The 15,351-nt window shown below is 52.7% G+C and carries 10 protein-coding genes; 2 read left to right on the top strand and 8 right to left on the bottom strand.

All coding sequences use genetic code 11. From position 1 onward, the window contains the following. Genes LQ232_RS15280 through LQ232_RS15270 form a run of 3 tightly spaced genes read right to left on the bottom strand, consistent with a single transcriptional unit; the run spans position 1 to position 6,018 of the window. The gene (locus tag LQ232_RS15280; RefSeq protein WP_230181202.1) at positions 1-2,496 is read right to left on the bottom strand and encodes an RHS repeat-associated core domain-containing protein; all 2,496 of its coding nucleotides are present in this window, start codon (positions 2,494-2,496) and stop codon (positions 1-3) included. Continuing rightward, positions 2,493-4,880, bottom strand: a complete 2,388-nt coding sequence (locus tag LQ232_RS15275; protein ID WP_230181201.1) for a DUF6531 domain-containing protein — start codon at positions 4,878-4,880, stop codon at positions 2,493-2,495. Before LQ232_RS15275 ends, LQ232_RS15280 begins: the two co-directional genes overlap by 4 nt. A 28-nt stretch (positions 4,881-4,908) precedes the next feature. After that, complete coding sequence (locus LQ232_RS15270; RefSeq protein WP_230181200.1) at positions 4,909-6,018, bottom strand: DUF1513 domain-containing protein; 1,110 nt, start codon at positions 6,016-6,018, stop codon at positions 4,909-4,911. An 808-nt stretch (positions 6,019-6,826) separates the two neighbouring features. Between LQ232_RS15270 and LQ232_RS15265 the strand changes: the two genes are divergently transcribed. Together LQ232_RS15265 and LQ232_RS15260 are read left to right on the top strand one after the other, a co-directional pair. Beyond that, positions 6,827-7,843 (top strand): IS110 family transposase, encoded by a 1,017-nt coding sequence (locus LQ232_RS15265; protein ID WP_230181199.1) that lies wholly within the window; start codon positions 6,827-6,829, stop codon positions 7,841-7,843. Positions 7,844-9,497: 1,654 nt separating this feature from the next. Next, entirely contained in the window at positions 9,498-10,514 is a 1,017-nt protein-coding gene (locus tag LQ232_RS15260; protein WP_230181199.1) for an IS110 family transposase, read from the top strand. Between the two features lie 466 nt (positions 10,515-10,980). Here LQ232_RS15260 and LQ232_RS15255 read toward each other — a convergent pair whose 3' ends face one another. The 5 genes from LQ232_RS15255 to LQ232_RS15235 all read right to left on the bottom strand — a co-directional run bounded on the left by LQ232_RS15255 (position 10,981) and on the right by LQ232_RS15235 (position 15,323). Continuing rightward, entirely contained in the window at positions 10,981-11,388 is a 408-nt protein-coding gene (locus tag LQ232_RS15255) for a hypothetical protein (protein ID WP_230181198.1), read from the bottom strand. A 175-nt stretch (positions 11,389-11,563) separates the two neighbouring features. After that, a complete protein-coding gene (locus LQ232_RS15250) occupies positions 11,564-11,947 on the bottom strand; it encodes a cupin domain-containing protein (protein WP_230181197.1) in 384 nt (127 codons plus the stop codon). Between the two features lie 1,745 nt (positions 11,948-13,692). Further along, on the bottom strand, positions 13,693-14,370 hold the full coding sequence (locus tag LQ232_RS15245) for a hypothetical protein (protein ID WP_230181196.1): 678 nt from the start codon (positions 14,368-14,370) through the stop codon (positions 13,693-13,695). Positions 14,371-14,533: 163 nt separating this feature from the next. Continuing rightward, on the bottom strand, positions 14,534-14,833 hold the full coding sequence (locus tag LQ232_RS15240) for a hypothetical protein (protein ID WP_230181195.1): 300 nt from the start codon (positions 14,831-14,833) through the stop codon (positions 14,534-14,536). A 118-nt stretch (positions 14,834-14,951) separates the two neighbouring features. Then, the gene (locus tag LQ232_RS15235; RefSeq protein ID WP_230181194.1) at positions 14,952-15,323 is read right to left on the bottom strand and encodes a hypothetical protein; all 372 of its coding nucleotides are present in this window, start codon (positions 15,321-15,323) and stop codon (positions 14,952-14,954) included. Positions 15,324-15,351: the final 28 nt, after the last annotated feature.

The raw sequence follows: 15,351 nt of genomic DNA, 5'->3' as shown, positions 1-15,351 counted from the left end.
TCATTGCCCTCCCATGTCGTATGTTATCCACATACCCGGAGTAATGGCAATACCAAGATTTGTGAAGGGAATGTTTAGGGTGTTCCATGCCCCCATGTTGTAAGAACCAAAAGTAAGTGACTTTGCATTAGGGGCAGTAACTGGGACACTAAGCAGGCTACTTAAATTTTTTGCAATGTTGTCCGCCCCTCGCCCGGTGTTACAAGCGTCCAGCTTAATGGGCATGCCATTTTCCCATTTCCCGCTATTTTTTATGTAATTGGCGAGTTGTCCTGCATTCATCTGGCTGACGGAGTGCTGACTGCCATGGGAGATTATGGTCAACAGACCCGGCGTGTCGGGAGTTGAGATGGCGGCAGAGTAATTCACGTCGCTGGCATTGAGCATGATGAGCATCTCAAGCCCCGCTGGATCGACAGCACTGAGCGGATTCCCGCCAACATAGCCGTATGTATTGAGCCCACCATCCAACCCGATGGGATCGGATTGGACATAACGACCTGTTGCTGGATTATAAGTGCGATGGTAATTGTAGAAAGTGCCGGTTTCCTTGTCTAAGTACTGCCCTGGGAAGCGTAGATTCAGAGTGAACTGTTGAGCTGCAACCTGACTTTCCGGGGCTTCATTGGCGGCACTGGCACCAAAGGGCTCGTTTGTCACCATCGACCAATTCCAGCGCTTTTTGCCCGCTGTGTCTGTTACCAATCTTGGCGTGCTCAGGTAGTCAGTGTGGACATAATAGACAGTTGCAATATTGCTTGCAGTGACCATGCTGGTTGGCGTACTGCCGGCAATCACCGCGACGGGCGTGTCACCTAGCCAGATGTACTCCCGTTTGATCTGCTTTGTACTGGCATCCTGCTCTGCGATTAAGTGCCCTTGCAGGTCGTACTGGAACACAGTGTCGGTGCTTCCAATGTAGGCCACGGGATTGATGGCCGACCCACCTGCGGGAGTATATATTGCTCCCGTTTTTCTGAGGCGTTGCCCAAAATTGTTGTTCAAATAGCTGTACTGAGCTCCCGGCCCCTGCGTCTTGATTAATCGTCCATAAGGGTCCAGATTACGGTTGTCGTAGATGTACTTGACGTTACCTGCCGGGGCAACTGGGTCCTGTGTGATGTTGCCAACACTATCAGTCGTGATTGCTTGACTAGCCGCAGCACCCACCTTGACCGTGGCAAGCCGACCACTTATACCCGAGTACGTATAAGCTGTGCTGACCACAGAGGTCGTTTTCAGTGTGCGATTCCCATTAGCATCGTAGTCGTAACTATAGGTCGTTCCATTCAAATTGGCACTGCGCAAACGATTCAAATCATCATAGCCATAAGTCTGATATTGCAAACTACCAGTGTCGGTGTAACTGTTGATGGTCATGACCCGCCCGGCGTCATCCAAATACAATTGATTAATCGAGTTGGTGACGCCAAAGGCGCCTCTGCCCAAGGTAAAGTAAGATGGTCGCCCAGATGTGTCGTAGCCACGCCTGTAGGACTGCTGCGGTGTGCTTGGAGTGGCTCCAAAGTTCCAACTTTTAATTGCATAACCGTTGGAAGCCATCGCTAACGGTGTGTACACAATGTTAGACAACACCGTGATCGCGGAACTCCCATTGGGGTGGGTTGTGGTGATTCCTGTGATGTGGCCCAAGGCATCAAACTGGTAATCCACTTTGCGTCCAGAGGGATAAGTCAATCCAACCAGTCGACCTGCATTAACGCTACTAATAGCTCCCCAACGGTAGTAAAGGGCATCGGTTTCCGTGCACGCTGTGGCCGTGTCCGCACCACTGATGAACTGACAGCGCCTTGTTATACGCCCCAGTTGATCATAACGAAACGCTGTCGAAGTGAGGCTTAAACCATTGGCGTCGAATTCGGCCACCGTAGTCAGGCGCCCCCGACCATAGTTCTCTGAACCAGAGGTTGTATTATAGGCATCATAGCCAAACAATGTCTGACCTAAGTATTGACCCGCCTCGTCGTAATACCAAATATATTTTGGTCGATTAAGCGGATCGTATTGAATCTCGCTTTGCTGATCCTTATGGTTTGTTTGGAGATTGAGCTGACCTGTTTTGTTGTAGTTTCGTACCAAGGAGTTCGTGTCTGGACTCTGCTGAGTAAGGTCATCTAATCCGCTTGGCGTATATGTAGTGATTGCCCCTTTCGCATCCTTGATGCTCGTCAGCCGGTTAAGTGCATCATAGGTGTAGCTAATTTCAGGACGTGCAGCGGCGGCTGTCGGCTTTGGCAAAGTTTGCTTTTGCAATCGGTCCAAGTTGTCTGGCACCAAGTCCGTCACCTTTCCATTGGGATCGGTGAACTTTATTAAATTGCTTTGCGAGTCGTACTCAAATTGACTTGAGCTTGCCTGCTGTGCAAATGCTGCAGGCGGCAAAAGCGCCAACCCTACCAATATCACTACGATTGCCTTACAGCTGATAGGTGGCAGCATCGAATTTCCTTTTAACGGTTCAACATCACGAATCATTGCCCAGCTCCGATAAGCGTACGCACGCGATTTAAGGCGTCATATGTTCGGGTAATATTCCGAGTAAGAACGGGCGTCGCGCTGTTGTCCTTCACATCCTCAGACAAACGATTTCCTGCATCGTCTAAGGTGTAATGGACAGAATTGCCCAAATTATCCTTGACGTCGGTCAAACGAAGGGCGGCATCGTAGGTATAGCTGAGTGAGCTACCATCAGCTTGGATAGCCTTTTTCAACAGACCTGTTGGCCAGTATTCAAAGCTGATTTGCTGACCGGCCTGATTCATGGTTTGAACCTGTCCCCTGGCGTTATAGCTATATGTGGAATTAACACCATTCACATCTGTCATTCCCAAAAGTCGACCAGATTTATCGTAGGATGTGAATTGCGTTAAAAAACCTTTGGCATCAGTAATTTCTTTTAAATCTCCTTTTGAGTGCCCCGCCATATTGGGTGCAATCCCGGTGAATAGGACATCTGAGTGATATACAAAACCAGTTTTATTCCCATTGGTGTCTGTATAAGTCAAAACCTGCCCAGTTTCGTTATAAGTGTAATTGTTGACGCGCACAAGCGCCACATTGTTCATTGAGGCACCCAGGCCAGCGCTTCCATTAGCATCTAATGTGGCCCGCTCGATTTTCTTGCACAGAACAGCAATCTTTTTGCCATCAGGCAGAACGGCGTTCTCAGGAGCACAACTGGCTAACGCGTTATTGTTAGTTGGATCGGGTTGTCCGTTATAAACCCAAGTCGTCCTTCTATAAGGTTCAAATTGATCTATTTTATAGAACCAGTCTGGATGCAGCTTGGTCGATATTTTACGAGCCCCTGCTGGAAGCGTCGCGCCATCTGCTAAAACGGATGAGCAAACCGCTGTGTTAGGCAGTCCCTCAACCCGAGCAAGTTCGTTCTCATAGGCATCAAGTTTGTAGCAAGTTTTATGATTATTAAAATCATCTCGACTGACCAACAAGCCGGATGGGTCATAAGCTTGACTGCTGCCCGCCGCGCTACATCCGACACCAGCGCCCCTGTCCACCTTGATCAAACGTTCAGCACCTCCGATATTTTTAAAGGTATATTTTGCCGTTAGGTTGTTCACATCCGTGACCTGCGTAAAATAGCTGCCATCCGTATTAGTGCCGTACGAGAAAGTATCCTTCTCTAAACCTCCGACCAGGCCACTGTGATAGGCCTTGCCATCCGGATAATAGTCATTGATCGTATAGCGGGCTCCACCAATAGACACACCTACAAACTTATCGACCGTCGTATCGTAGTGATACGTGTAGGCGGAAGCTGTGGGAGTGGGACCTGGATAGGTTACAGTCGTCAATATACCGTTGGTATACCCATAGTTCACCACATTCCCATTCATGTCCGTCGCCGACGTCACTCTATCTCCTGTCCAGCCGAGACTAATCTTGGATCCGTTCGAGTGTGTCACGGATGTTATCCGCGCTGGAGTGCCATATACATAATCGTAGTTTATTACATTCCCATGCCTGTCTGTTATGCTAACAAGGTGCCCTTCTCGCGCATATTTTTCGATGGTCCCATCTTTGTATTCTATGCTCCATAGAAAATTCACAGTGTCGTAATTAATGGTTTCATAGGCATATATGGAATCTACTCTTCTCATGGTGCCTGTCCCATCTCTTGTGTAGGCATAGGTCCCATTTGGAGTTACTCGCATTAATGCATACACGTCCTCAGGATTTTCAAAGTCGCAATACGGGAGTTGTGGGGTGTTGCACACGTTTCCATCACGAAATAAAAGTAGTAGCCGCAAATCCAGATTTGACACCCAACCGAGTCCAAATACACCCGGGCGAGAAATAGAGATGGGCGCAATCTTTGAGCCATAAGTTCGCTTTAGGTATAAAGCAGAGCTATGCGAGCCTTTGAAATCAACATCAGTACGAATCTTAGTTCCCGTTCTAATTACTACGGGACGAGCTGTTTTACACTCGTCATTCACCGGAGCACTTGAAACCTCAACTCCTGGTTCACCCCCGCCACCTCCTCCACCCGGCGTGCCAATATTCGCATTTGGAAATAATGTGGGCATTGGAAGTGAAAAATTAAAATTACTAGCCGACCCGCTTACCGTTGTTGTCGGCAATGCCCCCTGGATGTTTGGGCCGGTATTATATGAAGTGGAGTAGATTGAAAACGAGAATGCCGAATTCTCATTCGAAAATGAATTTGAAATTATTGTATCAGGCAGCATTGCCATCTGCGCTTCAATGTAATCAAAATCAATAGGCACATCATAATCGCACCCATCAACATTGCCGCATCCGTCACCTGCCTCGGCATTGTTTGCTGTCAAGATAAAAGAGCAAACAAGTACTTTAAAGATTAAATTTCTATTCATGCCATTTTAAATTAAAATTGATGTTTTTTCATATTGGCGGATGGCTTGGTATGGTTATATGATTATCCCAAGACAGTCCCGATTCAATGTCTTTTATTTTCTTGTTCAGGACAGTCGAGGTAATCGTCCCACCTTCCGTTGGCGAGTAAATCACCCCGCCAACTGATTTGACCGCACACGCTGTATTAAGGGGCAAAGCTCCATTCCATTTTCCACTTGAGTCCCAGCATGCGAGCAAATTTGCGTGCATGCAACCAACATGAAAATACTCCTGGCCAGCAATGCTGCTAGAGGTTATGTCTCCACCATAGCCGTTTAGAGGTATATCATTACTCGACTCTGCAATTTGAAGATCTTCGCCGTTAAAAATTGCAAGTACGGGGGCGCGAAGTCGCTTTGAAATATCGGAATGCGCCGCTTGCAAGGCTACCCCCAATACTCCTTTGCGAGAGCGATTTAAATGTCGAATACTTAGATCTTGATCCTCTAGTCGCCATTGGCCAATCAACGACCCATCAATTAAATTAATTCGAACAAGCGATGAATCAAAGTCGATTGGCTCTCGAAAATCGTATGTGTCAGGAATGGCTAAAAGGCCTCCATTAGCCACAATAATTGTGTTAGGGGTGGCGTCGTCTAAAATGATGCTATGTGGTCCGACGCCATAGGATGAATACTCCCTAACTTTCTCTAACGTGTCAGCTCTTCGTGTGACAATAAAGCCTGGCCCTGAGCCTTCCCCATTTTCGCTTGTATATAAAAATTGTCCATCATTTGAAAAAGCTGCATGCCCGTTAAATCGACGGGCGGATTCAATGTGTTTTTTAAAAAGAACGCAATCATTCTTAAGGTCAATTTTGGCAATGAAGCGACCTGGTCTTCGCCCAATTGCAATTACCTTTGTTTGGTCACTTGGATCAAACAGTAATTCATGTGGGCGAAAGGGTATTTCAATTTGCTTTAATAGCGTTCCAGACCAAGCGCCGATAAATTTTTTATTTTTAATTTGCCAAGAACCAACAATATATGGCCAATTTGGATTTTCAGATCCGACAGCATTTGATGCGATAACGTGGAATGCAGGTGTACACCCTGCAATTCCGGTACACAATTTTTGTAGAAAATTTCTTCTTAACATGATTGCATGTGAAAAGGGTAGCCGAACCCAAGTGCGGCCTAATTGCAGGGCACTAAATTAAATGAAGGGGTTGGGTCAACGCAGTTGACTTGGCGACGATCACGTCGCCATGACATTCCATCAATAACTGACTTGATGATCATTCCCACCCCTGTTTTTTCAGATTTGAATTGAGGCGAAATCCGACTCAATTCATGTTTTATAAAATTACCATGGAAATCACCCGCCCTTCACCCCTCACTTAGGGGGGGGGCGGCAGATAAAATTCGGCATCACATGTATGGCGCGAGATTTGCAGACTGCTCGAGAAATTGATGGGCTTGACCCTCTGTGTGGGCGCTTCTTCATCCAGTCGAATCACCGCCAAACGCCTCTGCTGAGCGATTAAGTCGGAGCGATTTGGAGAGGGCGCGTCAGTGAGACGCCTTCGGATGACGCACTCTGGCAGGATGCTTCGTTCAATTACCCGAGAGCAAGGACATACCATGGGGCCATACTGCTGGAACAGCGAACGCTCGTTTTGCGTACCGAACGCTTCTAGCATAGCTAAGACTTCAGAGAGAGTCTCGCCGTCGCCACGAGTCGACTGCTCCACCATCTGCTTGAAGCCAAGTACGTCAATGAAGGCTACAAACTTGTCGCGGTACTCTGGTGGCGAAGATGTGGGCATGGCGGGTTCGAGTGGCCTAACGAATGAAAGGGACTTCCCCGTCCCGAACTATCCGCCGGATATTGGCGGCAATGGTCTTGAAGGACCAAGATGGGAAGTGCGAAGTCTCCATCAACGGTTCATTCGGAAGGGGAAGTCATGAGCATTATTGCAATCGGCCTTGATTTGGCCAAGAACGTTTTTGCAGTTCACGGCATCGACGAAGCGGGCAAAGCGGTGTTGATCAAGCCGGCAGTCAAGCGAGACGCGCTGCTGCCGATGATCGCCAAGTTGCCGCCGTGCCTGATCGGCATGGAAGCGTGCTCCGGTGCGCACCACTGGGCGCGCCAGTTCCAGGCCTTTGGCCACACGGTGCGCTTGATGGCGCCCAAGTTCGTGGCGCCGTATCGGCTGTCGGGGCGCAAAGGCAAGAACGACGCGGCCGACGCGCAGGCCATCTGCGAAGCCGTGCAGCGCCCGCACATGCGCTTCGTGCCGATCAAGAGCGAAGACGCCCAAGGGCGGTTGAGCATCCACCGAGTGCGGCAAGGGTTCGTTGAGCAACGCACGGCCACGATCAACCGCATCCGAGGCCTGCTGTCGGAGTTTGGCATCGTGCTGCCGCTCAAGGCCGAAGTGGTGCGCCGCGAAGCGGGCCTGCACCTGGAAGATTTGCCCGGTTGGGCCAATACGGCCATCGGTGACAGCCTGAGCGAATTGCACCACCTGGACGGGCGCATCGCCGAGTACGACCAGCACATCAAAGTGATGGCGCAATCGGACGAGCGAGGCCGCCAGTTGATGGCCATGCCCGGCATTGGCCCAACCACGGCCAGCGCCTTGCTGGCCAGCATCGGCAATGGGCACGACTTCAAGTGCGGTCGGCAGGTGTCGGCCTGGCTGGGTCTGGTGCCCGGGCAGTACAGCTCGGGTGGCAAGCAGCGGCTGGGGCGCATCACCAAAACGGGCGACTCGTACTTGAGATGCTTGTTCATCCTGGGCGCCCGAGCGGTGCTGGTCAGCAGTAAGAACAAGACGGACAGATTGAGTCGCTGGGCGCAAAGCGTGGCCGAGCGGCGAGGCTACTGGAAAGCGGTGGTGGCCATTGCGGCCAAGAATGCGCGCATGGCCTGGGCGATGCTCAGCAAAGGCGAAGCGTTCAAGCCCTTGGCTTGATGAAGCGGCACGATTGATGAACCGAATCTTCATGGTGTGACGAAAGCGTTGATGAGCCAGGTTGGACCTGCGCGGGGAATGCTCGGTTAACTTTGGAAGGTGCCATCTGGCGACCTTGGCTAACGAATGGAGCCCCCGCGCGCGTCTTTCATCAGGGCCCGCAGCGATGAGCTGCAACAAAGGCCGTTTGTAGTGTCGCCGTCCTTATCCCTGCTCGATGTCCCCGCTTGTTCTCCCTGAAGATTGGTGGTTTGTATTCGTCAGATCAATCGCTTGCGCGATTGGTCAGGGATTCGTTTTGCTTGACAGATGGGGAAGCCCTTGTAGCTACAGGTAAGCCGCACCGGAGCGCGAAGCGCGCAGGGAACCTACAAGCGGAGCTTGTAGGTGTCGGCTTGACCGCAAAGTTAGGCTGGTGAGAGAAGAAACAGCCGATGAGCAAAAGCAAGCCTTGCTTGGCTGCTGGATGCTTGACCTTGGCATGCTGAACTCCCTTTGCGTGATGTGCCGATATTCTGCCTGATGCACATGTGCCTGCAGGCCGACGACAGGCGGACTGCCCGTGTGACACTTGATTTTTGCAGAGGTCCCAGTTCGCCGCCACCCGTTGGAAAACGTCAAGCCGTGAACCACCGCAAGTGCCTGACTGCGACTTGGCGATGGCCTGGGCAGCCTTGACCAACTGATCACCTTGCGCTGACTGCCGAAGGACAGGAAGCCAGCAGACGACTGCGCGTGGCACTTTGGCGCTGCATTGCGGTCAGCAGGCTGCCGAAGGGCAGACAGCCAGCTTGAGTTTTGCCGGGCCGCCACGCGGCAAAGCGCGATGACCATTAGCGCTGTGCCTGGAAAGATGACCAGCGCGTGAGTGCCAAAGGAAGCAGCGCCGAGAAGCGATCAAACGGTGGAAGCATCAATGGCCAATGGCTTCTGCCGCATTGCTGATTGAAGGCACCCAAAAGCCTAACGCCCGAGGTAAGCCGCACCGGAGCGCGAAGCGCGCAGGGTACCCACAAGCGGAGCTTGTGGGTGTCGGATTGACCGAACAGTTAGGCTGTGGCGCGAAGTGGAAGAGGGTTTGAGACCGCTTGCCCGTGCCGTGAATTTGATTGCGAACCGCATAGCCGCCCCCTGGATTTGCTGCTGACCATTGTGCCGCGACTTTGCTGCAGGCATTGGCCTGCAGTGGCTTGAATGTTCAACGTGACTTTGCACAAGCAATATGCCGATGGTTTGTGCGGTGGCTTGCCGTGAGACCCTGGTGAACCTGGGCCGCCGCAGGACGGGCCGCGATGAGGCGATGGCGTGCGGCACGTTGGCCAACAGCGGTGGTGAGCAGGCTGCCGAAGGGCAGACAGCCAGATTGGACTTGGCCATGCCACCAAGTTGTGGCCCGCGAAGCCTGTTAAATCTGTGCCTTGCAAAACGCGCAATGCCCGGCCAACCAAGGAAGCGGCGCCGACATACGTGCAAACGGCTGAAGCATCAATGGCCAGACCTCGCCACATTGCTGACTTCATGCAACCAAAAGCCTAACGAATGAAAGGGACTTCCCCGTCCCGAACTATCCGCCGGATATTGGCGGCAATGGTCTTGAAGGACCAAGATGGGAAGTGCGAAGTCTCCATCAACGGTTCATTCGGAAGGGGAAGTCATGAGCATTATTGCAATCGGCCTTGATTTGGCCAAGAACGTTTTTGCAGTTCACGGCATCGACGAAGCGGGCAAAGCGGTGTTGATCAAGCCGGCAGTCAAGCGAGACGCGCTGCTGCCGATGATCGCCAAGTTGCCGCCGTGCCTGATCGGCATGGAAGCGTGCTCCGGTGCGCACCACTGGGCGCGCCAGTTCCAGGCCTTTGGCCACACGGTGCGCTTGATGGCGCCCAAGTTCGTGGCGCCGTATCGGCTGTCGGGGCGCAAAGGCAAGAACGACGCGGCCGACGCGCAGGCCATCTGCGAAGCCGTGCAGCGCCCGCACATGCGCTTCGTGCCGATCAAGAGCGAAGACGCCCAAGGGCGGTTGAGCATCCACCGAGTGCGGCAAGGGTTCGTTGAGCAACGCACGGCCACGATCAACCGCATCCGAGGCCTGCTGTCGGAGTTTGGCATCGTGCTGCCGCTCAAGGCCGAAGTGGTGCGCCGCGAAGCGGGCCTGCACCTGGAAGATTTGCCCGGTTGGGCCAATACGGCCATCGGTGACAGCCTGAGCGAATTGCACCACCTGGACGGGCGCATCGCCGAGTACGACCAGCACATCAAAGTGATGGCGCAATCGGACGAGCGAGGCCGCCAGTTGATGGCCATGCCCGGCATTGGCCCAACCACGGCCAGCGCCTTGCTGGCCAGCATCGGCAATGGGCACGACTTCAAGTGCGGTCGGCAGGTGTCGGCCTGGCTGGGTCTGGTGCCCGGGCAGTACAGCTCGGGTGGCAAGCAGCGGCTGGGGCGCATCACCAAAACGGGCGACTCGTACTTGAGATGCTTGTTCATCCTGGGCGCCCGAGCGGTGCTGGTCAGCAGTAAGAACAAGACGGACAGATTGAGTCGCTGGGCGCAAAGCGTGGCCGAGCGGCGAGGCTACTGGAAAGCGGTGGTGGCCATTGCGGCCAAGAATGCGCGCATGGCCTGGGCGATGCTCAGCAAAGGCGAAGCGTTCAAGCCCTTGGCTTGATGAAGCGGCACGATTGATGAACCGAATCTTCATGGTGTGACGAAAGCGTTGATGAGCCAGGTTGGACCTGCGCGGGGAATGCTCGGTTAACTTTGGAAGGTGCCATCTGGCGACCTTGGCTAACGAATGGAGCCCCCGCGCGCGTCTTTCATCAGGGCCCGCAGCGATGAGCTGCAACAAAGGCCGTTTGTAGTGTCGCCGTCCTTATCCCTGCTCGATGTCCCCGCTTGTTCTCCCTGAAGATTGGTGGTTTGTATTCGTCAGATCAATCGCTTGCGCGATTGGTCAGGGATTCGTTTTGCTTGACAGATGGGGAAGCCCTTGTAGCCCCAGTTAACTGGCAGCAACGTGCGCAGCACGTTGATGTCCAGTTGAACGCCGAGTTAGACTGGGGCGCGAAGAGGAAGTTGGGTGAGGCTGACTTGGCTTGGCCGTGGATTTGGTTGTAAATTTCACTGCGATTCCCCTACTTTGATTTTTGCTCGCTTCTCTGCTGCCCTTGAACCCTACGGTATATGTCATGCTGCTTTCTGTCCGCTTGGTTTGAGATGTCGATGAAAGGATACGCTTGATAGGTTCTTTCTCCATCAACAGCACTGACCGACTTGCCGCCAATATGAAGGCCGCCGCCACTTTTTAGTTGGCTCTTCACCAAGCTCTTTAGCCGTTCTGGTGACTGAAGCTCATAGAAGTCCGTTTTGTAGAGCACCTTCTCAGTTCCGTTCAATCCGACATATACGACGCGCTCGATGGACTCATTGATATACCAAGTGCAACTGACGGTGCCGCATTCAAGCTTCGCTACGTAAAGCTTGACAGAGCGATGTACCCGGTAGCGATTGTCGCCCTTTGGTGGCTTTTGCTTGATCGTCATAGATGGTGCTTCTGGAGGCCTAACGCCCCAGTTAACTGGCAGCAACGTGCGCAGCACGTTGATGTCCAGTTGAACGCCGAGTTAGGCGGGTGACAGATGCAAAGACAGATGAGACCACGCTGAACTGCCTATGGATAATGATGATGCGGCCTTGCATGGCGATGGCCATAAGTAGCTACAGCTTCAAATTCTCGCCCCAGCCTTTAGCGTATGCGCTTCTAAAGTTCAGGGGTGGTGTTGTCACGGATAAGTAAACAAACGGGCTGCTGCTGCTGTTGAAGAAGCCATGAACGTCGCCTGGGGCGAAGCGTACTACGTCACCCTCTTGGATTTGTACTTCAGACGTGCCTTCGAGTAGAAGCGTGCCACCTCCAGAAAGCACCACCCAGATTTGTTCAGACGTTTCGTGCACGTGGCGTTGGTTGGTTGTGCCTGACGGCACTGTGACGCGGGTGACGGTTGCTTTTGCATCCGGTGATGATTCTGGAAAAACTAACTGCTCCGATTCCACTCCGGAGTTGCGCAACACCTGTATTTCGCTTTGTTTGATGAGCTGCATGTTCTGTCGCTAGTGAAGGCCTAACGCCCGAGTTAACAGGCGGCTACCAGCGAAGCTGGTAGACGTCCTGTTGAACGACCAGTTAGGCTGGCACGCGAAGTGGAAGAGGGTTTGAGCCCGCTTGCCCGTGCCGTGAATTTGATTGCGAACCGCATAGCCGCCCCTTGGATTTGCTGCTGAACATTGTGCCGCGACTTTGCGGCCATGCAAGAGCCTGCGGAGGCGTGAATGTTCAACGTGACTTTGGCCAAGCAATATGCCGTGATGGTTTGGGCGGTGGCTTGCCAAGAGACGACGGTGAACCTGGGCCGCCGAAGGACGGCCCGCGATGAGGCGATGGCGTGCTGCATGTTGGCGAACAGCGTTGGTGAGCAGGCTGCCGCAGGGCAGACAGCCAGATTGAGACTTCGCCTTGCCACCAAGTTGTGACCCGCGAAGCCTGACAAATCTGTGCCTTGAGAAACGAGCAGCGCGCGAGTTCCAAAGGATGCAGTGCCGACAAAACGAACAAGCCGTGGAATCATCAATGGCCAGAGATGCCACATATAGCTGACGTTCAAGGCAGCCAAAAGCCTAACGCCCGAGGTAAGCCGCACCGGAGTGCGAAGCACGGAGGGTACCCACAAGCGGAGCTTGTGGGTGTCGGATTGACCGAACAGTTAGGCTGGGGCGCGAAGTGGAAGAGGGGTTGAGCCCGCTTACCCGTGCCGTGAATTTGATTGCGAACCGCATAGCTGCCCCCTGGAGTTGCTTGGCCATTGTGCCGCCACTTTGCTGCAGGCAATGGCCTGCAGTGGCTTGAATGTTCAACGTGACTTTGGCCAAGCAATATGCCGTGATGGTTTGTGCGTTGGCTTGCAGTGAGCGAGTGGTGAACCTGGGCCGCCGTAGGACGGCCCGCGATGAGGCGATGGCGTGAGGCGCATTGGCGAACAGCGGTGGTGAGCAGGCTGCCGCAGGGCAGACAGCCAGATTGAGACTTGGCCTGGCCGCCAAGTTGTGACCCGCGAAGCCTGTTAAATCTGTGCTTTGCAAAACGCGGAATGCCTGGCCAACAAAGGAAGCGGCGCCGACATACGCGAAGCCGGTTGAAGCATCAATGGCCAGACTTCGCCACATTGCATGACTTCATGCAACCAAAAGCCTAACGCCAAGTTCAGCGGCGCCGGAGCGCAGCGAAGGGTACCAACAGCGAAGCTGTTGGCGTCAGCTGCAACGCAATGTTAGGCTGGGGCGCGAAGCCAGAATTCGGCATGTTCGCTCAGCTGCGTTGGGTTCGAGTGCTCACAAAAGTCATGCAAGCGCCCCTAGGTCAGAACTTCTACTGGCCATGCGTGGTAGCTGTAGAGGAAGTCTCCACTGCCTTCGCGATCTGTGAGCTTTGCTCGAATGCGAAATCGCGTGCCCACTGGATAGTCTCTGCATAGCTTCTTCGAGCACTCTACGTGCAATGTCGTGGGGAGACCCTGACCATCGATAGGTCGGACATGAACCTCGCCATGTAACCCCGATGTGGATTTAGGGGCAAAACTCTCGACGACAACAACGCGATAAGTTTCATCATTTTTGGCCATCTTTGGGCTCCATGTTTGCTGTGCACCTCAAAAAGGCCTAACGCCCGAGGTAAGCCGCACCGGAGTGCGCAGCACGGAGGGAACCAACAAGCGGAGCTTGTTGGTGTCGGCTTGACCGAAAAGTTAGGCTGGTGAGCGAAGGCATGGCGTTGCATTTGTTATATGCAGGCCTCATTTCATGCCCAATGGAACTAATACGCTGCTGACCCTTTCGTTGAGGGCAACCGGAGTCGATTGGCAATAGTCAGGTTTTGGGCCGGCTAAGAGTAAGCGTAAAGCATAGTCGGCCCAAGTATCTGGCGTTTCGTTAGGCCAATACTGGATATCTACGGCAAGCTTCTGCCCTGTTTGATAATCAAAAATCACTGCTTCATCGCGGCGAAAATATTTGAATTTTGAGCTTTGGAAGCTGAGGCCGTACCGCTGTGTACGCGAACTGTTAAATTTTATTACAGAAGGGCCCGTTGATGACTGGGTTTGTTGCGCGACTCTCCCTCCTTCTTCGGCATACTCTATTATTTTGTAATTTTTAAGCAAAGAGCTGAATTGTTCCACGTTTGTCGAGGCATCTTTGGATTCAAGGTATATGCCATCTACTTCTTGAGTTGTGTGAATTACTGTCCAGCCACAATCGGTGGTAAGGCGGTTAAATTCCTGGCGCTTTGCAATGCTTTCTCTGTTAGGAAAGTACCAGCTAAGCGAGCAGATAATGCAAGCGGAGAATATGCCCAATGTGCGACCAGAAGGAAATTTTTTTAGAAGCAGCCACACGCTGTATGCAAGAAAAAATGTGCCTGCAAGCCAAGTAAGCCCAATGGCGAAAGCGATAGGAAGGATAACGAGACCCATGTAACTAAAAGCCTAACGCCCGCGGTAAGCCGCACCGGAGTGCGTAGCACGGAGGGAACCAACAAGCGAAGCTTGTTGGTGTCGGCTTGACCAACCAGTTAGGCCGCTGCGCGAAGGCACGGTTTGCATGGAAATGCCGAAGGGCTGATTTTGCGAATTGCTTCTATTTATGCTTTTCACCAATGACTTCCTTCCACTCCAAAAGGATTTTGGCAATCGCTAGGTCGTGGCCGAGATTTTCGGATAGCCCCATCCGTTCTGTGACTATTTGCGATAGATGTGCCGCGATTGCTTCGGCGGCGCTGCCTGCAATAAGAAGATCAAAAACCTTTGGCAGATATCCATGGTATTCGTCGCGGGCGTACGGCACGGTGGAAACGCCAATCGGGTCCCAGACGTAGTGCAGCACTTCATCGACTGCACGATAAATAGCAAGCTCTTGCGGACTCAATTTCTTTCCCATGTCGAGAGGCCTAACGCCCGCGGTAAGGGGCGATTATGCGAAGCATAATTGTCCCCTTGACCAATATGTTAGGCTGGTGCGCGTAGGAGAGGGCGTTGAGTACATGCAGGACTTCCGACTATTGGAATGAATACAAGCGATTGCCCAACTGTACTGATTGGATGATGCCCTGCCCAGCATCGGCAGGTGCAACTTCGTACTTGTAGTAACGGATTGTTCCTGCACCACCAGCAACAAGACGAAACGCTTCCTGTGGTTCATTGCAAGGGAATGTTCGCACACTTCTTGGGCATACAAACTTCAGCTTCCTTGTCGAGGTGCTGACTTCGATGCTGGGAGAGTCTCCTCTCTTGCCCGCATTGAATTTCAACTCCCCCGACACCACAGACAACTCTGATTGGACCTTGCTGGCACCAACATTCCCGATAAATAGGAGTGTCGGAACTGCTAGAGCAGCAACCAAAGCTACGATTAAAGTTGCTGCCTTCATACGTGCGATTCTCAAAGCCTAACGCCAC

This window comes from Aquabacterium sp. CECT 9606 (assembly GCF_918741295.1).
Lineage (GTDB): Bacteria > Pseudomonadota > Gammaproteobacteria > Burkholderiales > Burkholderiaceae_C > Aquabacterium.
This window is presented reverse-complemented; position numbering and strand designations above follow the sequence as displayed.